Raw genomic sequence first — 19,934 nt, forward strand, 5'->3', positions numbered from 1 at the left:
AACCCGGAGGACCATGGACAACTTGCTCGCCCGCCGTCTGTCGGACTTCACCCGCCACGGGGTGGCCGTCGCCTATGCCTTGCTGGCGCTTCTGGTGATCGCGGCCTTCGTCTACGACCCCGGCCTTGCCAGCTGGCGCTGGATCCACGCTCAGCTGCAGATCGCGGCCTTCATCGGGATCATCGCCATCGGGCAGACAATGGTGATCCTGATCGGGCAGATCGACCTGTCGGTGCCCTGGAACCTGACCTTTTCGGCCCTGGTGATGGCCACGCTGTCGTCGGACGGATATTCCGTCTGGCTGGCGATGGGGGCCGCGCTGCTGTGCGGGCTGGTCATCGGCGCGATCAACGCGGTCGGGGTTGCGGTTTTCCGGCTGCATTCGCTGGTCTGGACACTGGGGATGAATGCGCTGCTGCAAGGGGCGTCGCTGGTCTATACCAACGCCCAGCCGCCGAAATCCGACGTGCCCGCCGTGGTGCGCGAGATGGCGGTGGGCAATATCTTCGGCATCCCCGCGGCGGCGCTCATCTGGGCGCTCTTGGCGGTCTTCACCGTCGTCGTGCTGCGCCGCTCGCGCTTCGGGCGCTACCTTTACGCGATCGGCAACAACGAAACCGCGCTGTTCGTGTCGGGGGTGGACAGCCGCAAGGTGGTGCTTGGGGCCTTCATGGTCTCGGGTTTCGGCGCGGCGCTGGCGGGCATCCTGCTGACCGGATACGCCTCGCAGACCTATCTGGGGATGGGCAACGATTACCTGCTGATCCCGATCGCGGCTGTGATCATTGGCGGCACCAATGTGATGGGCGGCTCGGGCGGCTATGTCGGCACGATCGCCGGGGCGCTGATCGTCGTCATCCTGCAATCGCTGCTGTCCACCGCCCAGATCGGGCAGGCCGGCAAGGATGTCGTCTTCGGGGTGATCATCCTTGCGCTGGTGCTTCTCTACGCGCGTGAGGCGCGCCCCACCGATTGACGCCAGGAGATCCCCATGGCCGCACAGCATTACGAGATCCGCGACCCCAGATTTCGCCCCCTTCACAAGGCCAACGCCGGGGTCGACAGGCTTTACACCGGCTGCCGCTGGGCGGAGGGGCCGGTCTGGTTCGCCGCGGGCCGCTATCTTCTGTGGTCCGACATCCCCAACGACCGGATCCTGCGGCTGGACGAATGCAGCGGCGCGGTGTCGGTGTTCCGCCAGCCCGCGAACAACGCGAACGGGCATACGGTCGACCGCCAGGGCCGGCTGGTGTCTTGCGAGCATGGCGCGCGGCGGGTGACCCGGACCGAGTTGGACGGATCGATCACGGTGATCGCCGACAGCCACAAGGGCAGCCGGCTGAACAGCCCCAACGACGTGGTGGTAAAGTCGGACGGCTCTATCTGGTTCACCGATCCGGTCTATGGCAGCGAAAGCGACTATGAGGGCAACAAGGGCGTGCTCGAGCAGGACGGGAACCACGTCTACCGCGTCGGCCCCGAAGACGGTGCGCCGCAGGTGGTGGCGAACGACTTCGTGCAGCCCAACGGGCTGGCCTTCTCGCCCGACGAAAGCCTGCTCTACATCGCCGACACCGGCGTCAGCCATGTCGAGAACGGCCCCCGCCACATCCGCCGCTTCCAGGTTGGCACGGGTGGCGCGCTGAAGGGCGGCGAGATCTTCGCCACATGCGAAAACGGTCTCTTTGACGGTTTCCGGCTCGACACCGAGGGCCGGATCTGGACCAGCGCCGCGGACGGGGTGCATTGCTACCATCCGGACGGCACGCTTTTGGGCAAGGTGCTGGTGCCCGAGGTGGTGGCGAACCTGTGCTTCGGCGGGCCGAAGCTGAACTACCTCTATATCTGCGGCACGACCTCGCTCTATGGCGTGCGGCTGCCGGTGAACGGCGTCAGCCCGGTCAGGGGCTGACATCCCCGGAAGGCCGTTCACCAAGGTCCGGGCAGAACGGCGATCGCCAGATTTCGGCCCAGCGTCGCCAATGTGGCCGCGCGCAACGCAGCGCCATAAACATGCCGACCGACCGCGGTGCGGGCGACGGCCCAGTCAGGGGAACCACCGCAGCGCGCTGGGGGCGATGCGCAATCCGACCGCCTGACCGGGATCAAGGCGCCGGGATACCGGCACCTGCAGGGTTTCGCCGCCGGCAAGACGCACCGTCGCCAGATGCGCGTCGCCCCGGAAAAGGCAGCGCAGAACCCGCGCATGGATCGCGCCGTCTTCTGCCGCTCCGACACGCAGCAACCGTGCCGCAAGAAGGACCTGCGTGCTGCCTGCCGGGGCGGCATCATGCGGCGCGATCACGGCACCTCCGGCGATGCACCACCCCTGCGCCGCGCGCTCTACCGGCAGAAGGGCACCGAGGCGCAGGAACCGGGCGACATCGGGGGTCGCGGGGCGGTCCACCAGCACTTCGGGCGCGGCGATCTGCTCGATCCGGCCCGCGCGCATCACGGCGACCTCATGGGCCAGCGAAAACGCCTCGGCGTGATCATGGGTCACATACAGCGCCGTCAGGCCGAGATCGGCCACCAGCCCGGCGATCTCGTCGATCATCGCCTCGCGCAATTCGCGGTCGAGGTTTGACAGCGGCTCATCGAACAGCACAAGACCGGGCCCGCCGACAACCGCGCGGGCGATTGCCACGCGCTGTTGCTGGCCGCCCGACAGATCCGCTGGCCGGCGCTTTGCCATCGCGGAAAGACCGACGCGCGCGAGGGCAGCATGGGTCATCGCGTCGCGCCGCTTGGCCGGGATGCGCTGCATCTCGAGCGGGAAGCTGACGTTGTGGGCGACGCTCAGATGCGGCCAGAGCGCGTAGTCCTGAAAGACCATCCCCAGACCCCGGTGCTCGGGCGGCACGAAGCGGCGCGACGAACCGTCCGCGACCACGGCGCCGCGGATCGTCACCCGGCCGCGATCCGGCGCAAGCATGCCGGCAACAAGGCGCAGCACCGTCGTCTTGCCACAGCCCGAGGGGCCCAGCAGGGCGAGGACGCGCCCCGGCTTCAGCGTCAGATCGATGCCGCGCAGCACCTCGGTCTGGCCAAGGCGCAGCGAAACGCCCTCGATGCGCACGGCGGCGTCAGGGGTGTCGGCGGTGTCGGTCGCATATTCGTGCGGGTCGAAGTCGCGCATCTTGGCAATCCAGCCGGGTCCCTTCCCGCCTAAGCGCAGTTTGCAACAGCATGGTGACAGGCCCGCCCAAGCGGCGCGTCACGCGGCTGTCACTTCAGGCGACTAGCACCGGGGCAAAGTAGTCGTCCCATCGAAGAGGAGAGAGATCATGTTGCGATTTGGAGCCGTTGCCCTGGCCCTTGCCCTCACGGCAGGGGCGGCGCAGGCCGAGGTGGCCGGAAAGCTGGTGCTGTATACCTCGCAGCCGAATGCCGACGCGCAGAAGACCGTCGACGCCTTCGAGGCGAAATACCCCGCCGTCAAGGTGCAGTGGGTGCGGGACGGAACCACCCAGATGATGGCCAAGCTGCGGGCCGAATTCGCCGCCGGCGCGCCGCAGCCCGACGTTCTGCTGATTGCCGATATGGTGACGATGCAATCGCTGAAACAGGCAGGCCGGCTGATGGCCTATCCCGGGGCCGACACCAAGCGCTTCGCCAAGGGCCTGATGGATCCGCAGGGCTATTATTTCTCGACCAAGCTGATCACCACCGGGATCATATACAATACCAGCGCGCCGATGAAGCCGACGTCCTACAAGGATCTGCTGAAGCCGGAAGCCAAGGGCATGATCGTGATGCCCTCGCCCCTGAATTCGGGGGCCGCGGCGATCCAGCTGGATGCCATCACCGCCGATCCGGCACTGGGCTGGAAGTATTACCAGGGTCTGGCCGATCAGGGCGCGGTGGCGCAGGGCGGCAACGGTGCGGCCTACAAGGCGGTTGCCAGCGGCGAAAAGCTGTATGGCTTTGTCGTGGATTACCTGCCGGTGCGCGGTGCGGCCAAGGGCGCGCCGGTTGCCTTTGTCGCCCCGAGCGAAGGGCTGACCGCCGTGACCGAGCCGGTCGCGATCCTGAAGACGGCAAAGAACGTGCCCGCCGCCAAGGCCTTCGTCAACTTCCTGCTTTCCCCCGCTGGTCAGAGGCTGGCGGCCAAGATGGGCTATCTGCCTGCCGATGCGAACATCGCGCCGCCCCCGGGGTTTCCGCCGCGCAGCCAGATCAAGCTGCTGCCCTTCGATCCCGCGCAGGCGTTGAAGGACAACACGGCAAATCTGAAGAAGTTCGCGGCGATGTTCGGCGGCTGACCCGCGATGGCCATACGTCTGCAGCGCGGCGAGTGGGCAACCCTCGGCGCGCTGACCCTCATGTCGGCGGTGCTGTTTGCCTTTCCGCTCGGGCTTCTGGGCCGCCTCGCGCTTAGCGCGGGCGGTCAGATGACGCTCGCGCCGCTGCGCGCAGCGCTGCAGGATGCGACGGTGCGGCGCGCGCTTTGGCACAGTGTCGAGACCGCCGGGTGGTCCGGGCTGTTCGCGCTGCTGATCGGCGCCGCGCTGGCCTTCGCGCTGGGGTTGGGCGATCTGCGCGCCAAGGGGGCCATCGTCTTCGCGCTGATCCTGCCGATGATGATCCCGCAGCATGTCACCGCGATTGCCTGGATTCAGGCGACCGGCCCCGCCAGCGTGCTGCTGAAGGCGCTCGGGCTGGCGCCGCCGATCGGGACGACGAACCCGCTTTATTCGCGCGACGGCGTCATTCTGCTGCTGACCATTCAACACGCGCCGCTGGTGTTTCTGGTGATGCTTGCCGCGCTGCGGCGGCTGCCACGCGCGCTGGTCGATGCCGCAAGGATCGCGGGGGCGGGCCCGGGCAGGGCGCTGACGCGGGTGCTGCTGCCGATCAGCGCGCCGGCCCTGATCGCCGCCTATGCCCTTGCCTTCGTCTCGACGCTTGGCAATTTCGGCATTCCGGCGCTTCTGGGCATTCCGGGGCGCTACATCACGTTGCCAGTGCTGATCTGGCAGAGGCTGTCCAGCTTTGGCCCCTCGATGCTGGGCGATGTGGCGACGCTGTCGGCGCTGCTGGGGATCGTCGCGATTGCCGCTGTGCTGATCCAGATGGCATTGCAGCGGCGTATCGGCGCGCGCCTGCCGGGGCGGCTGCAGGCGCCCATTTCATTTCGCCTCGGGCGGCTGCGCCCGGTCGTCGAGGCGGTGATCCTGCTCTACATCGTGCTGACCGTCGTGGTGCCGCTTACCGCGTTGCTTTCGACCTCCTTGGTGCCGACCTATGGAGTCGCGCTGAACGCATCGACCATCACCCTGTCGAACTACACCGAGGTTCTGTTTCGTCAGCAGGCGACACTGCGGGCCTTCGTCAACAGCACCCTCGCGGCGGGCGGCGCGGGGGTGACACTGGCGCTGGCGGCAATGCTGCTGTCGGTGTTTCTGGTCGGGCGCCGCAGCCCGGTGCCGCGCAGCATCACCTCGGCCATCGTGACGCTGGGCGAGATCACCTATGCCGTCCCCGGGATCGTCATCTCGATCGCGTTCATCCTTGCCTTCCTGAGGCCCCTGCCGATCCTGCACCTGTCGCTTTACAACACGCTGGCAATCATCTTTCTGGCCTATCTCACGGCGTTCTTCTCGATCGCGCTGAAACCCGTTGCCGCGGCGGCGGCGCAGATCGACGAAAGCCTCGATGCGGCCGCGCGGGTGTCAGGCGCGGGCTTCGGGCAGCGATTTCGCCGCATTCTGGTTCCTATGATCGCCCCGGCGGCGGCCTCGGGGGCAATTCTGGTGTTTCTGACGGCCTATAACGAGGTGACGGTTTCGTCCCTGCTGTGGTCGACGGGGACCGAAACGGTCGGCACGACGATCTTCAATTACGAAGACGGCGGCGCGACCACGCTGGCCGCCGCGATGGCGATGCTGACGGTGGGGGTCACCGTCGCGCTGATGGGCCTTGTAAGCCTTGCCGCACGCCGTTTACCGCCGGGCGTCATCCCGTGGCGGCCCTGATCACGGCGCCAGAGCGGCCCCGCGACACCCCGCGCCGCATTGGCCATGCCGCCGTCCCTGGCGTCGCAGCATCTTCGTCCCCGGGTCATCAATCCATCATATCGGCTCGGTAGCCTGCCGCTCATACCTGATGGAGACATCTAGATGAGTCTTGCGGCATTGCAGCGAACCGGCGGCGAAGCGATCTACAGCCAGATCGCGCGGCTTCTCAGAGAAGAGATCGCCTCGACCATGGCGCCGGGGGATAGTCTGGCCTCGGAAACCGAGCTGGCCGCGCGCTTTGGCGTCAACCGGCACACGCTGCGCCGGGCGGTGGACGAACTGGTCGCCGACGGCCTGCTGGAGCGGCGCCACGGCACCGGGACTTTCGTGCTCGACTGGCTGATGGATTACATGCTTGGGCGCGGCACCCGTTTCACCCAGGCCTTCGAAGCCCTTGGCATGACGGCCGGCAGCCGGATCCTGCGCAAGCTGGTGATTCCGGCCCGGGGCGGCGTCGCAACCCGTCTGGGCCTGGCCGAGCATAGCCCCACGATCTGGATCGAGACCCTGCGACTGGCCGACGACCGGCCGGTCTGCGTGGTGTCGCATTTCCTGCCGCAATCGGTCTTTCCCGAACTGCCCGCAGGCTATGACGGCGGATCGCTGCATGAACATCTCGGCGAGCGCTACCAGCGCCGGCTGCAGCGGGTCGAAAGCCTGATCAGTGCGATGCTCCCGCAGGGCGACGATGCCTCATTGCTGAGCATGCCGAAGAACCAGCCCGTGCTGCGGGTCAAAAGCGTCAATGTATGCGAACGGGATGGAACCCCGCTCGAATACGCCCTGACCCGGTTTCGCGCCGACCGGATTCAACTGCGCATCAATCCCTGATCCTCTTACCGATCAACCCTGCAGGAGCCTTCACAATGTATGGCAAGCATATTCTCACGGCAAGCGCTCTGGCGCTGGCCTTCTCCCTTGGCGGCGGCATCCTGGCCGCCTCCTCGGCCAGCGCCGCGTCGGCCAAGGAACCCGATACGCTGACCATCGCCTGGCTGCCCAACGACTCGTCGGACGGTCAGGCCGGAATGCGCGACGAGATCGCCAAGGTCATCTCCGAGGCAACCGGCAAGAAGGTGGTCAACAAGCTTACCACCGACTATGCGATCGCCATTGCCGCGCTGGAAAACGGTCAGGCCCAGATCGGCTGGTTCGGGGCGAACGAATACCTGACCTCGCATGCCCGCAACCCCAAGGTCATTCCGCTGGTGGTCAATTCCGGGCCCTCCGGCACCCTGAAGGATGCGCTGTATTACAGCCGCTTCGTGGTCAAGAAGGGCAATGAGGCGCAATATGAGACCGATGGCCATTTCGGCATCGGCGATATCGTCGGCAAGCGGATGTCCTTCGTGTCGGCAAGCTCGACGTCGGGCTTCAACATGCCCGCGGCGGCCATTCTGAGCACTTTCGACAAGCAGGCCAAATGGAAGACCCTGACCAAGGAAGATCTGGCGCAGGGCGGGTCGGGGCATTTCTTCTCGAAGGTGATGTTCGGCGGGTCGCACCAGCTGTCGCTGGTCAATGCGCTGACCGGACATGCCGATGTGGCGGCGGTCTGCGACTTTCTGGTGGCGCCCTATGTCAAGCTGGTCTCGGGGACCGACAACACCGCCGGCGCGGTCTATGCCATCAAGAAAGACGCCGCTGCGCCGTTTTCCGCCCTCGGAGGCAAGGAATTCGTCATCATCAAGTCGATCCCGGTGCTGAACCCGCCCTTCGAGGTCAACAGCGCCTATCTGAGCGACAAGACCATGGCCCAGATCACGAATGTCCTGACCTCGGACGCGGTGGCCAATGATCCCAAGATCTTTGCCCCCGCCGGTGCCAAAGGGTCGGATTTCCAGCGCCCCGCCCGCTTCGTGAAGGTCACCGACGCCTGGTACGACCCGATGCGCAAGGTTCTGGGGATCCAGTAATCCCGCAACCCTTTTGGGGTCCGGCACCCGCCGGGCCCCGATACCGGCTTTGGCTTTGCCCGTTCGAGGAATGGTGGATGACACAGGTTTCGCAATTTCCCGGACGCCCGTTGCTGCCCGGACGCCCGTTGCTGGAGGTCAGCCAGCTCGTCAAACGCTACGACGCGGGAAAACCGGCGCTGGACGGCATCAGTTTCTCGATCCGAAAGGGTGAGTTCGTCTCAGTGATCGGCCCGTCCGGGGCCGGCAAGTCGACCCTGCTGCGCTGTATCAACCGGATGATCGAGGCGACCAGCGGCGAGGTGAGTTTCGAGGGCGCGTCGGTCGGCCTGCTTGACCGCAAGAGCCTGAAGCGGCTGCGCAGCAAGATCGGCATGATCTTCCAGCACTACAACCTTGTCGAGCGGCTGACGGTGATCGAGAACGTGCTGCATGGCCGGCTCGGCGCCAAATCCACCCTCGCGGGGGCCGCGGGCCACTATAGCCGCGAAGAAAAGCGCCAGGCCACCGAGGTGATCGCGACGCTGGGGCTGAGCGACCATCTCTACCAGCGCTGCGACCGGCTGAGCGGCGGCCAGAAGCAGCGCGTCGGCATCGCCCGGGCGCTGTTGCAGGACCCCCGGATGATCCTGTGCGACGAGCCGATCGCCTCGCTCGATCCCAACGCCTCGCGCAATATCATGGAACAGCTGAAACGGTTCTCGCAAGAGATGGACATCGCCCTGATCGTCAACCTGCATCAGGTGAATGTCGCCTGCAAATATTCCGATCGCATTCTGGGCGTCAACGCCGGGCGGCTGGTGTTCGACGGGCGCCCGGAGGAGCTGACCCCCGAGAAGATATCCGAGATCTACGGCGCGGATTCCCGCAGCCTGACCGCCGAGCTTGGGGAACAATATGCCAGCTGACATCTTCGCGCGGCGCTTCAACAACGGTCTGGTGTTCTTCCTTTCCGTCGCGGCACTGACGGCAGGGTCGATCCTCATCACCCAATATGACGTGGTCGCGGGCTTCACCAGCATCGCCAAAGCCTTTGCCTGGGGGGCGCACAATTTCTACCCAGATCACCACGCCATGGCGCGGCTGCCGGAGATCCTGCAAAAGCTGTGGCAGACCGTGCTGATGTCGATCGCCGCGACCACGGTTGCCGCGATCTTCGCGGCCTTCATGGCCATGCTCGGGTCACGCACCACGCGCTTCAACGCGCTGTCCAGCATTCTGGTCAGGGGGCTGGCGTCGGTGTTTCGCAACATCCCGCTGGTTGCCTGGGCGATGATCCTGATGCTGGCCTTCAGCCAGAGCCTGGTGACCGGCTATCTGGCGCTGTTCTTCGGCTCGTTCGGCTTTCTCACCCGTGCGTTCATCGAAACGGTGGACGAGGCCAGCCTCGATGCCGTCGAGGCGCTGCGGGCCACCGGCGCGGGGTATTTCGCCATCATCTTTCAGGCGGTGCTGCCGTCATGCCTGCCGCAAATGGTCAGCTGGCTACTGTTCATGATCGACACCAACATCCGCGACGCCACCCTTGTCGGCCTGCTGACCGGCACCGGCATCGGCTTCACCTTCGACCTCTATTACAAGAGCTTCCATTTTCACGAGGCCAGCCTGGTGGTGATCATGATCGTGATCACCATCATCGTGATCGAGATGTTCTCGAACTACGTCAGAAGGATCATCCTGTGACGGCCTTGCAGCAGATCCCGGGCAGGCCAGCCACGCCCCGCCTGCCGGGCAGGCCCCTGCGCAAGGAAAAGGTTGTCATCCGTCTGCTGCTGCTGGGGCTGGCAGGGACGACGATCTATGCGCTGGCGACGCTCGATTTCGGTGGCATCGACATGGCCGAGGCGGTGCGCGACACCTTCGCCAACCTGAAGATCATCTTCCTGCATCCCGGCGGGCCGCGTCTGTCCTTCCTCAGCGCGCTGGAAGAGGTGGTCATCACCCTTGGTCTGGCGTTTCTGACCACGCTGTTCGGCGGCATCATCGCCCTGTTCCTGGGGCTTCTCGGCGCCCAGAACCTGTCGCCAAAGCCGGTGACCGTGATCATCATGGCGCTGGTCGCCCTCATTCGGGCGGTGCCGACGATCCTGTGGGTGCTGATCTTCGCCGTGGCCGCCGGCCTTGGCAGCACGGCGGCGGTGGTTGGCATGACCTTCCATTCCATCAGCTACCTGACCAAGGCCTATGCGGAATCGTTCGAAGACCTCGACCGCAGCGTCATCGAGGCGCTCAAGGCAAGCGGCGCGAACTGGTGGCAGATCGTGTTTCAGGCCGTCATCCCGTCCTCGTTCAGCTATCTGCTTTCCTGGACGTTCCTGCGGTTCGAGATCAATTTCGCCAATGCCGTGGCCATGGGCGCTGCCGCGGGCGCCTCGGGCGTGGGGTTCGATCTTTTCATGGCCAGCGGCTTCTATTTCGACCTTCGCGAGGTGGGGCTGATCACCTATATCATCCTCGGCTTCGCCATGGCCCTCGAGGCCGCCGCGACCCGCGCCAAGGGCCGGATCAAGCATGCCGGCTGATCGCCGGGCAGGGGGCCCCATAGCTTTATGCGCTATGGGGCGCCGTTGCTCAGGCAGGCATCTTGGCAAGCTGGTCGAGGATATTCTTGTAATTCTCCACCCCTTGCGCGCCGGTGACGAGGTGGCGGCCTTCGAAGACCACGGCCGGAACACCCTGGATCCCCTGACGGATCCAGTGGTTTTCAGCGGCCCGCACATCCGCGGCAAATCTCTGGTCGGCCAGAACGGCCAGCGCCTCGGCGCGATCCAGCCCGATCCCGGCGGCCACATCGGCCAGCACGGCGTCGTCCGACAGATTGCGCCGCTCGGTGAAATGGGCGGTGAACAAGGCCTGTTTCAGGTCGTGCTTCCGGCCCGAAAGGTTCGCCCAATGCAGCAACTGATGCGTGTTGAAGGTGTTGTGCATCCGCATGTCGTCGGAAAAGCCAAAGGCAAAGCCCACCTCTGCGCCGATGGCGGTCATCCTGACGCGGCTTTCCTCGGACTGCTCGGGGGTGCTGCCATATTTCTCGGCCACATGCTCGCGCAGGTTCTGGCCCTCGGGCGGCATCTTGGGGTTCAGCTCAAACGGGTGCCAGTGGATTTCATGCGCGGTGCCGGTCGCCTCCAGCGCGGCGGCCAGCTGGCGATAGCCGATGACGCACCAGGGGCACATCACATCCGACACGATGTCGATGCGCAGGGGTTTGGTTGGTTCGGTCATGGTCTTGCCTTTCCGCCACGGCCAGGGACGATGCGACTGCCCCGAAGCCTGTCATGCAAATCGTGAAATCGAAGGCCGCCAAAATCACCGCCGCCTTCGGACTCCATATCAGAAAGCCGCCCCGGGCGCACATAGCCTCAGGCGCACAACCTGCCTATCCATCGCGCACAGCGGCTTGTCTTGTCAGCGGCGGCATAGGCTAATCCCGCAAACGCCGCGGCCGGCGGAGCGAAAGCGCAATACCCCCAAGCACCAGAACCGTGGCGGTCACGAAGCGCCAGCTAAGCGCCTCGCCCAGAAGGGCAACCCCGCCGGCGGTGGCAAGGATCGGAACCCCAAGCTGCGCGATCGCCGCGGTCGAGGCCCGAAGCTGCGGCAGCACATGATACCACAGCACATATCCCAGCCCCGATGTCACCACGCCAGAGGCCAGCGCCAGGCCCACCCCCGTCGGGGTCAGCGGCGCGCCCACCGCAAGGGGAAGCGCGGCGAGCCCGAACGGCGTGGCCAGCAGGAAATTCGCGGCGGTGTCTGCCTCGGGTTCGCTGGCGCCCCGGCCCAGGATCGAATAGGCGCCCCAGGCGATGCCCGCGGCGGCCATCAGAAAAGAGCCCGCCAGATCAGGCGTGGCATGCCCCGCCGGCCACATCAGCCAGACCAGCCCGGCGAAGGCCACCGCCGCCCCGATCAGACGCTGCGGGGGCATCTGCTCTCCTGCCCGCAGGGCGGCGGAGAACATCGTGATCTGGACCGCGCCGAACAATATCAGCGCGCCCACCCCGGCCGAAAGCCACACATAGGCGAAGGAAAACCCCAGCACATAGACGGCCAGCGCCAGAACGCCCCGCCACCGCCCCGGGGTTGCAAGCGGCAGCTTCCGCCCGCGCGAGATCACCAGCAAGGACAGCGCCAGCGCCGCCGAGGCAAGCCGTATCGCGCTGAACGCCGCCGGGCCGATGCGCCCCTCGGCAAGGCCCATCCGGGTAAGCACGGAATTCGCCGCGAAGGCGATCATGGTGACGAGGATCAGCAGAAACAGTCGCATCCGGGCTCCGCGGAAATGGATTGCATGCGAGGACTTGCACCGTTGCACCGCGAATTCAAGGCGCAGACGGGCCGTTCACCTCATCCGCACCGCCTTGGGATGGCCGCCCGCATGCGCAGGGGGGGCCGCCCGCCCCCGGAACCCGCTGAAAAGCAGGCCCAAGGGCGCAACTGCCCCGAACCGCCCGTGGAGAAGGGTCCGGGGTGACGCGGTCGCTAGCTGCGGGCCACGACCCAGCGATTGCTTGAATCGCCCTTGAACACATGAAGGATTTTTCCGTTTTTCAGATCAACCAATGCCGCCTCATGACGGTTCTCGACCGTTACCAAGGCATCCTTGCCGCCCTGAACGATGGCCAACCCACTGAGCTTGCTCATACCTTCACCCGCCCGGACCGGGATCTCTCCAAGGTATTTCGGGTGCTCGGCCGAGAACTTCAGGATATGACCGGAAAAACCCGCGCTATAGACAACCTGTTGGTCCGGGGATTTCGCAAGCTGCATGAAGCCTGCGGTCGCATGCGGTATTGCCGCATAGGAAAAATGAGGATCGACCTCCGGGGTCTTTATCCGTGTCACCTTGCCCGTCGCGGTATTGACCACGCTCATGACGCCGGTCTTGATATCCGCTGAAAACAGATTTCCCCGGGCCATGAGAAGATCGCCAGATCCGGCAACAGGGTATGTTCCGGCGATCCGGCCGGAAGGAATATCAACAATGGTGATTTTCCTGTCCATATTTCCGCCGACAAACAATTTCGTTTCCGAACGGTTTGTCGCAAGCGCATTGCCCCCAACCGGTATGGTGAACAGAGGGGTGTGGCCTGGCAGCGAGTAGGCCGCCAATGATTTTCCCGACAGCACCATAAGAAGTTTCTTTTGCCCCAGAACATCCGCGACCCGGGCGCCCTTGATGGTCGAGAACGTTCCGACGCGATGGCCGGTTTTCTCATTCAGGACGGTGACGCGTCCGACGGGCGATGGAACAAAGATGGTTTTCGTGGCGGCGTCATACCCGGCATAGAAGCTGTTGCCCGCAAGTGTTCCGGCCTTCGCGAAACTCGCACTGCTGGCCGTCCGGGTCGCCGGGTCAATGAACAATACCTGACCGTGACCAGGACCTTTCGGTTGGTTTGCCGTCGCGCCGAGGACAGTGGTGTTACTGCTTGCGTAGGCGGCCGGGGCTATCGCCAGGGTAACGGCAAAAAGCGTGGCTCTTTTAAGCATGTATCCAAACTCCTGATTGATGACGCAATGACGACTCAAGAGCTTGGTTAGGCGTTACCGAGAACACTAGAAAGTAAAAGAAACGTTGCGGTTATTCGGTGCGGAGGGCCGCTGTTGATGGCGTGGATGCCCCCTCATGGCTGGGGGGCGGCCCTGAAGCCGCCCCCCAGAATATGCGTCGCAAGTGGCGCTTAGTGCGCGGTCGCGGGGTTCACCGTCAGGTTGCCGGTCACCACGACATGGGTGCTGCCAGCGATTGGGCCGGTGGATTGCTGCGCGAAGGGCATCCGCGGCTCTGCGCCCAGTTCGGCGACTTTGACCACGCCGGCCGAGCCTTGCGCATCAGCGGCGCTGACCGGCAGATAGGCCAGGTCCGGCTGCGGGGTCAGGGCCTCGACCGAGACCGACAGAGGGTTCGCGCTGGCATCGGATGCCACGCCATAGGCCATCGCCATCGGCGCGGCGGCGGTCAGCGAGACAAGAGCGATCGCGGCGATTTTCGTCAGACGGGTAGCCATCTTTTCTTCCTTTCCTTCACAGCATCTGGCGCGGGTCCTGTCGGCGCGGCTGAGCGGGTCGGAAACGGGCAAACCGACTTCGGTGCCGATCCTTGAGGATCTGCGCGAAGACGCTATCTCATTTTCGAAACGCTGGGCTGATGCGACCGCCAGGCCGGGTTTGGCCAGACGAATGTGACTCTCTTATTATGGATGCAGCATCTGCCGCATCCCGGGGTTATCGATCGGGAACCGATGAGACCGGGTCTATCCCCTTCCCGTTTCCGGGTGCGTCTCGTCGGTTCGTGACAGGAATGTAAAACTGAACTGTTCAGTTTAAACCTGCATCACAGATACGTGTTTTCGCGTGACTTCGCGCGACCATCGCGGCGCCGGACGGGCCGCGCGGGCCGCACCCGGCAACAAGACGATCTTCGCCACCCTCGTCTGGCCGTCATGATCGACATGCTCCGCAAACTGGCGAGGCTGGGCGAGGGCATTTCGCTGGAAGTGGACTAGGCACCGCCGCCAGGTGGGGCAAAGAACCTTTGAGACGTCAGCCTTGAGGCCATCGTGGGCGTCGCTGATGACCAGATTGGCCCCGCGCCGCCCCCGGCGCGTCAGCTTGCGCAGGAACTCGGTCCAGATCGGCTTGGCCCCGGAGGTGCCTATTTCCAGGCCCAGAACCTCGTGCCGCCCGCCGCGCCGGACCTCGAGGTAGGTCGCGTCGATCCACAGACAGGGCCAATCCCCCTCGATCGGGCGGGTGAGGAAGGCCCTCAGCGACGCACGCACCTCGCCGACTTCATGGCACTTGCAACTTCGCCCGCAGGCTCAAGACACCCGGCGGCCTCATGCCATACGAATGCATCTGCAAGATCAGGACTTCGGAACCGGACAGTTTCAACCTCAACCCGATCCACCAGATGTCGGGACTGAACATCTAGGCGGGTTCGACCGCGACCGGCGCGGGCAGCGCTCTGCCCTTGTCCGTGCTGATCAGGGCAACCCCGGCAAGAATGATCGCCCCGCCGATCAGCCGCGACGGGACCAGCGCTTCGCCAAGAAAGACAACCCCGCCGAGCACGGCGAAGATCGGCAGCAGCAGCAGGAAGGGTGCCACCTTGCCGACTTCATGTCGGATGAGGAGGAAATTCCACCACGCGTAGCCGAGCGCCTGCATGACAAGGCCAAGATAGAGGACCGCGAACCAGACAGACGGCCCGGCCGAAACGATCGCCGCGCGCTGACCGGACTCGAACAGAAACGACGCCACGAAAAGCTGGGGCACCGCGAGAACCGCGATCCAGCCGGTGACGGCAAGGCCGTTCAGCCCGCGGATCTTGCGCACCAGCACCTGGCCCATGGCCCAGGTGAAGGCCCCCCCCAACACCAGAAGGATCGAGCCGAGCGATCCCTGAAGATGCCCGATGCCGGTGATCACCGCGACACCGGCGAAGGCGATGCCGATGCCGACCCATTTGCGGCGGGTCGGGCGCTCGCCCATGACCAGCGCCCCGAGAAGCACGAGAAACGGCACCTCGGTCTGCACGACAAGCGCGGCGACCCCGGCGCTGAGCCCGGTGAGACCGGTGAAGGTCAACGCGTATTGCACGGTCGCGCCGACGAAGGTGGCGATGAGCAGCCAGCGCATGTTGCCCGCAGGTCGGGGAAGAAACCAAACGAGCGCCACCGACGTGACGACGAAGCGCAGCGCCTGCAACAGGATCGGCGGGAAGGTCTCGGTTCCTGACTTGGCGACGACAAAGCCCATGCCCCAGATCAGCGCGATGCCGATCGCCTTGGCCACATCCGCGGCGGTCATTCGAGGGTCTGCGGGCATGGGGCGGCTCGGGCAGGGTCTGTTGCCGCGATCCTTGCGCGCCCGGGGCCGCGGCGTCCAGCCCCGGCACGCGCCCTTGCAATTGTTTTGAGGACAAGACCGGCCCTGGAGTCGGTCCCGCCTGATGTGCGATGGCAATTTCGACAGACGCCGTTGCCCAATTCGGCTGACAGCCGCGCGTCCCCTATCCCCGGACGGATTTATCCCGCGACCTCGGGGACGGGTACTCGCGAAGCGCCACGCCAACTACGAACCGCGCCCCGCCGCTCTCGCCGAGTGGCGCGGCCTCTATGCCGAATACGGGTCAGCTCGGCTGCCGTGGGGGAGACGGGTTCGCATCTGTCCGACAGTCCCCCTGCGGCGCGTCTCGGGCGAAAATGGGACGTGGCCCCGGGCGGGCGATCTGGCGCCGCCCCTCATTCTGCGGGGCCGCCGCCGTTCTGGCCGAGGCGCCAGAAGCTCATCGAGATATGGGCGCGGCGGATGCTGGCGGCAGCCATGATGTCGCCCAGTTCGACCGCGGTGCAAACGTCGTTGATCTCGTCGGCGAAGATCGCGACCTCCTCGGCGAGGTCGAGATGCGAGATCGACTTCAGCCAGATCCGGGTGGTCTGGTAGTAGAGCCGCTCTGAAATCTCGCGCAGCGGTGCATTGCCCGAGCAGCGCATCAGCGCATGGAAGAACTCGATATTCAGCCGCGCGAAGCTGCGTGTATCGGGTTCGGCCGCCAGCTTCTGCCCGCGCTGGCGCAGGCTGCGCATCAGCGCGACGGTCTCTGCATCGGGCGGCAGGGGCGAGAGCTTGCCGATCAGGTCGGCCAGTTCCATCCGCAACTGATAGACCTGCGCCAGCTCTTCCAGCTCGACATCGGTGACGATCGTGCCGACCCCTTGGACCGAAACCAGCAGTCCCTGGGATTCGAGCCAGCCCAGCACCCGCCGCAGCGGTGTGCGGCTGATGCCGAATTCGCTGGCCAGCGCCTCCTCGCTCAGCCGGGTGCCGGGCGGGTAATCGAGCAGGCAGATACGGTCGCGGAGCGTGTCGCAGAGCAGCGCGTAGCGTTCGCGCGCGGGGCTGGTCTGCGGGTCCTTGGGGTTGCTTATACCGTGCCTCTCTGCTTCAGGCGTGCCGCCGTGGCCCGCCCGGGCCAAGGTTGCGCGGGCGGGCCGCGGCGATCAAGCAATTTGCGGTCCGCCCCACGATCAATCCTTCACGAACATCCTGCGCGGCCGGTCGCAAAGGCATTCGGCAGCGCCGCTTTCGCGGATCAGGATTGTTTCGGTGATCTCCAGCCCCCAATCGTCCATCCAGAGGCCCGGCATGAAGTGGAAGGTCATGCCCGGCTCCAGCACTGATTGGTCCTCGGAGCGGAGCGAAATTGTCCGCTCGCCCCAGTCCGGCGGATAGGAAAGGCCCACCGGATAGCCGCAGCGCGCCGCCCGGTCGATGCCCGCCCGGGTCAGCGGCGCGGCCAGCGCCTCGGCGATGTCGCAGGCGCGGTTGCCGGCGCGGGCGGCGTCGAGCCCGGCCTCGAGTCCTTCGACCAGCGCCGCCTCGGCGCGTTTCAGGTCGTCCGGCGGGGTGCCGAGGAAGACGGTGCGGCAGAGCGGGGCATGATAGCGTCGGAAGCAGCCCGAGATTTCGAAGAACGTGGCGGTTTGCGCGGGCAGGGGCCGTCCGTCCCATGTCAGGTGCGGAGCGGAGGCATCCTTTCCCGTGGGCATCAGAGGCACGATCGCGGGGTAGTCGCCCCATTCGCCATCTGCGCCGCGGATCGCGTCGCCATAGGCCTCGGCGACCAGCTCGTTCTTGGGCAGGCCGGGGCGGGCGCGCTCGACCAGACCGTCGATGATCTTCTCCGAGATCCGCGCGGCCTTGCGCATGAAGGCTATTTCCTCGGCGCTCTTGACCCCGCGGGCGCGGTTCACCAGCGCGGTCGCGTCCTGAAGATCCGCCCCCGGCAGATCCTCGCGCAGCGTCAGATACGCCTTGGCGGAGAAATAGTAATTCTCAAGCTCCAGGCCGATCCGGGCCTTATCGCCCACCGTGTCGCGGATCAGGCGGGCAAGGTCCTGCATCGGGTGGCGTTCGGTCGACTGAACATAATTGTCGGCATAGAAGTGCACCCTTTCGTCGGCCATCCAGACGGTGCGGAATGCGCCGTTCGCATCCTGCCGCCGGCCCCACCAGATCGGATCGGCGTCGGGCAGCACGATGACGCCCTGATGGACGTAGAAGGACCAGCCGTCATAGCCCGTCATCCAATGCATGTTCGACGGATCCTCGACGAATAGCAGGTCGAGCTCCTGCGCCGCCATCGCTGTGCGAACCTTGGCCAGACGGCGGGAATATTCCGCCGCGGAGAAAGATGGGGTCTGGGCGGTCATGATGTCTCCGGAAGGATGAACTCTGAGGATTTGTGCACAACGTATGCTGGCTCCACATAGATATACTAAATAATGCGGTCGTTATGGCAGCGCAAGATTGCAAACCATTTCGAGTTGTGTACAGCTTTCGGAAAACGAGACTCGAACACAGAAACAAGGGAGTTGAGCCAAGATGAGACGGACTTTCCTCAAAGGTGTCGCCGGAGTGGTCGCGATCAGCCTTCTGGGCGTAGGCGCGGCCGGTGCCGTGACGCTGAAGCAGATCAAGGAGCGCGGCTATATCCGCATCGCCGTCGCGAACGAAATCCCCTACGGATTCGTCGATCCCAGCGGCAACGCCAATGGCGCCGGGCCGGACGTGGCCAAGGCTGTGCTGGGCAGGATGGGCATCAAGCCCGACCAGATCCAATGGGTCGTGACCAACTTCTCGTCGCTGATCCCGGGGCTTCTGGCCAACCGCTTCGACATGACCGCAGCCGAGATGGCGATCCGGCCCGAGCGCTGCGAGAAGGTGCTCTATTCCGATCCCAACACCTCGTATGGCGAGGGGTTGCTGGTCAAGACGGGCAATCCCGACGGCGTGCATTCCTATGCCGACTTCAAGAAGGAGGGGATGAAGGTCGCGGTGATGGCGGGTGCCGACGAGTTGCAGATGATGCAGAAGCTGGGCGTGCCGCAATCGAATATCGTCACCATCGCCTCGAATTCCGACGCGATCTCGACCGTCGCGACGGGTCGGGCGAACGCCTATGCCGCCACCGGGCTCACCGCCAGCGAACTGGCCAAGAAAAGCCCCAAGGTGCAGGTCGCGGACAACTTCAAGGACCCGGTGATCGACGGCAAGGAGCAGCGTAGCTGGGGCGGTTTCACCTTCAACAAGAAGTCGACCAGCCTGCGCAACGCCTTCGACAAGGAACTCGTCGCCTTCAAGAAGACCGATCAGTGGAAGAAGATCCTGTCGGGCTATGGCTTCACCGAGGCCGACATCCAGGGGTCCGGCAAGAAGACGACCAAAGAGCTTTGCAAATAAGCTGACTGAGGCGTCCGCGCGCATGCCGCGGGCGCCCTCTTTCTTTCATTTCGCCAACCGGAGTTCCGCGCCATGACCTGGACGCAGTATCTCGGCCCGTTGTCGCAGGGCGCCTGGGTCACGGTGCAGCTCACCTTCTGGTCGACGATCCTGGGCGCGTTCCTGTCGTTCGCCGCCGGGATCGGTAAGCTCTCGCCGGTTCGCGGGGTTCGGTGGCTGTCGATCACCTATATCGAGGTCTTTCGCGGCACCTCGCTGCTGGTGCAGCTTTTCTGGCTGTATTTCGCGCTGCCGATCATGGGCGACGCGATCGGCATCAATCTGCGCCTGCCACCGGTTGCCGCCGGGGTGCTGGCTCTGGGCCTCAATATCGGCGCCTATGGGGCCGAGGTGGTGCGCGGTGCGATCCAGGCGGTCAGCAAGCAGCAATACGAAGCGGCGAAAGCGATGAACTTCACCTATCGCCATACCCTCTGGCGCGTGGCGCTGCCGCAGGCGATCCCAGAGATGATGCCGAGCTTTTCCAACCTTGCGGTGCAAAACCTCAAGGACACGGCGCTTGCCTCGCTGATCAGCCTCGGCGATCTGGCCTTCAAGGCCGAACAGCTGCGCAATTACTATCAGGATTCCACCACCGTCTACACGATCGTCCTGCTGATGTATTTCGGCATGGCGCTGGTGTTGTCGGTACTGATGCGCCTGCTGGAGGCCAATGTCGGCCGCTGGCGCGGCGCGCGGAGGTAGC

The 19,934-nt window shown here is 65.0% G+C and carries 19 protein-coding genes and 2 pseudogenes; 12 read left to right on the forward strand and 9 right to left on the reverse strand.

Annotated features, from left to right (window positions below; translation table 11 throughout):
- Nucleotides 1-13 precede the first annotated feature (13 nt).
- Together BLV97_RS13615 and BLV97_RS13620 are read left to right on the forward strand one after the other, a co-directional pair.
- A complete protein-coding gene (locus tag BLV97_RS13615; protein ID WP_035847089.1) occupies nucleotides 14-976 on the forward strand; it encodes an ABC transporter permease in 963 nt (320 codons plus the stop codon).
- A gap of 15 nt (nucleotides 977-991) precedes the next feature.
- Nucleotides 992-1,912, forward strand: a complete 921-nt coding sequence (locus BLV97_RS13620) for an SMP-30/gluconolactonase/LRE family protein (RefSeq protein WP_035847091.1) — start codon at nucleotides 992-994, stop codon at nucleotides 1,910-1,912.
- A gap of 135 nt (nucleotides 1,913-2,047) precedes the next feature.
- Here BLV97_RS13620 and BLV97_RS13625 read toward each other — a convergent pair whose 3' ends face one another.
- Entirely contained in the window at nucleotides 2,048-3,139 is a 1,092-nt protein-coding gene (locus BLV97_RS13625; protein ID WP_051646355.1) for an ABC transporter ATP-binding protein, read from the reverse strand.
- Nucleotides 3,140-3,287: 148 nt separating this feature from the next.
- On the opposite strand from BLV97_RS13625, the gene BLV97_RS13630 reads away from it, so the two are divergent.
- The 7 genes from BLV97_RS13630 to BLV97_RS13660 all read left to right on the forward strand — a co-directional run bounded on the left by BLV97_RS13630 (nucleotide 3,288) and on the right by BLV97_RS13660 (nucleotide 10,458).
- Nucleotides 3,288-4,265 (forward strand): ABC transporter substrate-binding protein, encoded by a 978-nt coding sequence (locus BLV97_RS13630; RefSeq protein ID WP_035847093.1) that lies wholly within the window; start codon nucleotides 3,288-3,290, stop codon nucleotides 4,263-4,265.
- Nucleotides 4,266-4,271: 6 nt separating this feature from the next.
- The gene (locus tag BLV97_RS13635) at nucleotides 4,272-5,978 is read left to right on the forward strand and encodes an ABC transporter permease (RefSeq protein WP_035847095.1); all 1,707 of its coding nucleotides are present in this window, start codon (nucleotides 4,272-4,274) and stop codon (nucleotides 5,976-5,978) included.
- Nucleotides 5,979-6,122: 144 nt separating this feature from the next.
- Nucleotides 6,123-6,851, forward strand: coding sequence for a phosphonate metabolism transcriptional regulator PhnF (gene phnF / locus BLV97_RS13640; protein WP_035847098.1), 729 nt, complete (start codon nucleotides 6,123-6,125; stop codon nucleotides 6,849-6,851).
- A gap of 35 nt (nucleotides 6,852-6,886) precedes the next feature.
- Nucleotides 6,887-7,936, forward strand: coding sequence for a PhnD/SsuA/transferrin family substrate-binding protein (locus BLV97_RS13645; RefSeq protein WP_035847100.1), 1,050 nt, complete (start codon nucleotides 6,887-6,889; stop codon nucleotides 7,934-7,936).
- Between the two features lie 77 nt (nucleotides 7,937-8,013).
- Nucleotides 8,014-8,844, forward strand: a complete 831-nt coding sequence (gene phnC, locus BLV97_RS13650; RefSeq protein WP_051646356.1) for a phosphonate ABC transporter ATP-binding protein — start codon at nucleotides 8,014-8,016, stop codon at nucleotides 8,842-8,844.
- Nucleotides 8,834-9,619: an ABC transporter permease subunit gene (locus BLV97_RS21430; protein ID WP_035847102.1), complete on the forward strand. Its 786-nt coding sequence runs from the start codon at nucleotides 8,834-8,836 to the stop codon at nucleotides 9,617-9,619. The genes phnC and BLV97_RS21430 overlap by 11 nt, the downstream gene beginning before the upstream one ends.
- A complete protein-coding gene (locus tag BLV97_RS13660; protein ID WP_035847104.1) occupies nucleotides 9,616-10,458 on the forward strand; it encodes a PhnE/PtxC family ABC transporter permease in 843 nt (280 codons plus the stop codon). Before BLV97_RS21430 ends, BLV97_RS13660 begins: the two co-directional genes overlap by 4 nt.
- Nucleotides 10,459-10,507: 49 nt before the next feature.
- On the opposite strand, the gene BLV97_RS13665 is transcribed toward BLV97_RS13660, so the two are convergent.
- The 5 genes and pseudogenes from BLV97_RS13665 to BLV97_RS13685 all read right to left on the reverse strand — a co-directional run.
- Nucleotides 10,508-11,161, reverse strand: coding sequence for a DsbA family oxidoreductase (locus BLV97_RS13665; RefSeq protein WP_035847106.1), 654 nt, complete (start codon nucleotides 11,159-11,161; stop codon nucleotides 10,508-10,510).
- A gap of 199 nt (nucleotides 11,162-11,360) precedes the next feature.
- Nucleotides 11,361-12,206 carry a DMT family transporter gene (locus BLV97_RS13670; protein WP_035847107.1) on the reverse strand — a complete coding sequence of 282 codons (846 nt, stop codon included), beginning with the start codon at nucleotides 12,204-12,206 and terminating at the stop codon, nucleotides 11,361-11,363.
- 215 nt (nucleotides 12,207-12,421) lie between these two features.
- The gene (locus tag BLV97_RS13675; protein ID WP_143037540.1) at nucleotides 12,422-13,432 is read right to left on the reverse strand and encodes a YncE family protein; all 1,011 of its coding nucleotides are present in this window, start codon (nucleotides 13,430-13,432) and stop codon (nucleotides 12,422-12,424) included.
- Nucleotides 13,433-13,623: 191 nt separating this feature from the next.
- Complete coding sequence (locus tag BLV97_RS13680; RefSeq protein WP_035847112.1) at nucleotides 13,624-13,950, reverse strand: hypothetical protein; 327 nt, start codon at nucleotides 13,948-13,950, stop codon at nucleotides 13,624-13,626.
- 468 nt (nucleotides 13,951-14,418) lie between these two features.
- Nucleotides 14,419-14,742 (reverse strand): annotated as a pseudogene (locus tag BLV97_RS13685) (transposase); the annotation flags it as partial.
- Between BLV97_RS13685 and BLV97_RS21990 the strand changes: the two are divergent.
- Nucleotides 14,710-14,876, forward strand: a pseudogene (locus BLV97_RS21990) (IS481 family transposase); the annotation flags it as partial. The pseudogenes BLV97_RS13685 and BLV97_RS21990 sit on opposite strands and share 33 nt — an antisense overlap.
- Here the strand turns inward: BLV97_RS21990 and BLV97_RS13690 are convergent.
- The 3 genes from BLV97_RS13690 to BLV97_RS13700 all read right to left on the reverse strand — a co-directional run bounded on the left by BLV97_RS13690 (nucleotide 14,873) and on the right by BLV97_RS13700 (nucleotide 18,159).
- Nucleotides 14,873-15,754 (reverse strand): DMT family transporter, encoded by an 882-nt coding sequence (locus tag BLV97_RS13690; protein WP_035847115.1) that lies wholly within the window; start codon nucleotides 15,752-15,754, stop codon nucleotides 14,873-14,875. The pseudogene BLV97_RS21990 and the gene BLV97_RS13690 overlap by 4 nt on opposite strands.
- A 434-nt stretch (nucleotides 15,755-16,188) precedes the next feature.
- A complete protein-coding gene (locus BLV97_RS13695) occupies nucleotides 16,189-16,923 on the reverse strand; it encodes a GntR family transcriptional regulator (RefSeq protein ID WP_244521028.1) in 735 nt (244 codons plus the stop codon).
- A gap of 51 nt (nucleotides 16,924-16,974) precedes the next feature.
- Nucleotides 16,975-18,159: a M24 family metallopeptidase gene (locus BLV97_RS13700; RefSeq protein WP_035847117.1), complete on the reverse strand. Its 1,185-nt coding sequence runs from the start codon at nucleotides 18,157-18,159 to the stop codon at nucleotides 16,975-16,977.
- Between the two features lie 172 nt (nucleotides 18,160-18,331).
- On the opposite strand from BLV97_RS13700, the gene ehuB reads away from it, so the two are divergent.
- On the forward strand, nucleotides 18,332-19,189 hold the full coding sequence (ehuB, locus tag BLV97_RS13705) for an ectoine/hydroxyectoine ABC transporter substrate-binding protein EhuB (RefSeq protein ID WP_035847118.1): 858 nt from the start codon (nucleotides 18,332-18,334) through the stop codon (nucleotides 19,187-19,189).
- A 72-nt stretch (nucleotides 19,190-19,261) separates the two neighbouring features.
- The gene (gene ehuC, locus BLV97_RS13710) at nucleotides 19,262-19,933 is read left to right on the forward strand and encodes an ectoine/hydroxyectoine ABC transporter permease subunit EhuC (RefSeq protein ID WP_035847120.1); all 672 of its coding nucleotides are present in this window, start codon (nucleotides 19,262-19,264) and stop codon (nucleotides 19,931-19,933) included.
- Nucleotide 19,934: the final 1 nt, after the last annotated feature.

Origin of the sequence: Allgaiera indica (assembly GCF_900106675.1) — a bacterium.
Lineage (GTDB): Bacteria > Pseudomonadota > Alphaproteobacteria > Rhodobacterales > Rhodobacteraceae > Acidimangrovimonas > Acidimangrovimonas indica.

Bases quoted from the DNA above. Each gene is read 5' to 3' on its own strand.
- BLV97_RS13615 (WP_035847089.1), top strand. From the start codon at position 14: ATGGACAACTTGCTCGCCCGCCGTCTGTCGGACTTCACCCGCCACGGG.
- BLV97_RS13620 (WP_035847091.1), top strand. From the start codon at position 992: ATGGCCGCACAGCATTACGAGATCCGCGACCCCAGATTTCGCCCCCTT.
- BLV97_RS13625 (WP_051646355.1), bottom strand. From the start codon at position 3,139: ATGCGCGACTTCGACCCGCACGAATATGCGACCGACACCGCCGACACC.
- BLV97_RS13630 (WP_035847093.1), top strand. From the start codon at position 3,288: ATGTTGCGATTTGGAGCCGTTGCCCTGGCCCTTGCCCTCACGGCAGGG.
- BLV97_RS13635 (WP_035847095.1), top strand. From the start codon at position 4,272: ATGGCCATACGTCTGCAGCGCGGCGAGTGGGCAACCCTCGGCGCGCTG.
- phnF (WP_035847098.1), top strand. From the start codon at position 6,123: ATGAGTCTTGCGGCATTGCAGCGAACCGGCGGCGAAGCGATCTACAGC.
- BLV97_RS13645 (WP_035847100.1), top strand. From the start codon at position 6,887: ATGTATGGCAAGCATATTCTCACGGCAAGCGCTCTGGCGCTGGCCTTC.
- phnC (WP_051646356.1), top strand. From the start codon at position 8,014: ATGACACAGGTTTCGCAATTTCCCGGACGCCCGTTGCTGCCCGGACGC.
- BLV97_RS21430 (WP_035847102.1), top strand. From the start codon at position 8,834: ATGCCAGCTGACATCTTCGCGCGGCGCTTCAACAACGGTCTGGTGTTC.
- BLV97_RS13665 (WP_035847106.1), bottom strand. From the start codon at position 11,161: ATGACCGAACCAACCAAACCCCTGCGCATCGACATCGTGTCGGATGTG.
- BLV97_RS13670 (WP_035847107.1), bottom strand. From the start codon at position 12,206: ATGCGACTGTTTCTGCTGATCCTCGTCACCATGATCGCCTTCGCGGCG.
- BLV97_RS13675 (WP_143037540.1), bottom strand. From the start codon at position 13,432: ATGCTTAAAAGAGCCACGCTTTTTGCCGTTACCCTGGCGATAGCCCCG.
- BLV97_RS13680 (WP_035847112.1), bottom strand. From the start codon at position 13,950: ATGGCTACCCGTCTGACGAAAATCGCCGCGATCGCTCTTGTCTCGCTG.
- BLV97_RS13690 (WP_035847115.1), bottom strand. From the start codon at position 15,754: ATGACCGCCGCGGATGTGGCCAAGGCGATCGGCATCGCGCTGATCTGG.
- BLV97_RS13700 (WP_035847117.1), bottom strand. From the start codon at position 18,159: ATGACCGCCCAGACCCCATCTTTCTCCGCGGCGGAATATTCCCGCCGT.
- ehuB (WP_035847118.1), top strand. From the start codon at position 18,332: ATGAGACGGACTTTCCTCAAAGGTGTCGCCGGAGTGGTCGCGATCAGC.
- ehuC (WP_035847120.1), top strand. From the start codon at position 19,262: ATGACCTGGACGCAGTATCTCGGCCCGTTGTCGCAGGGCGCCTGGGTC.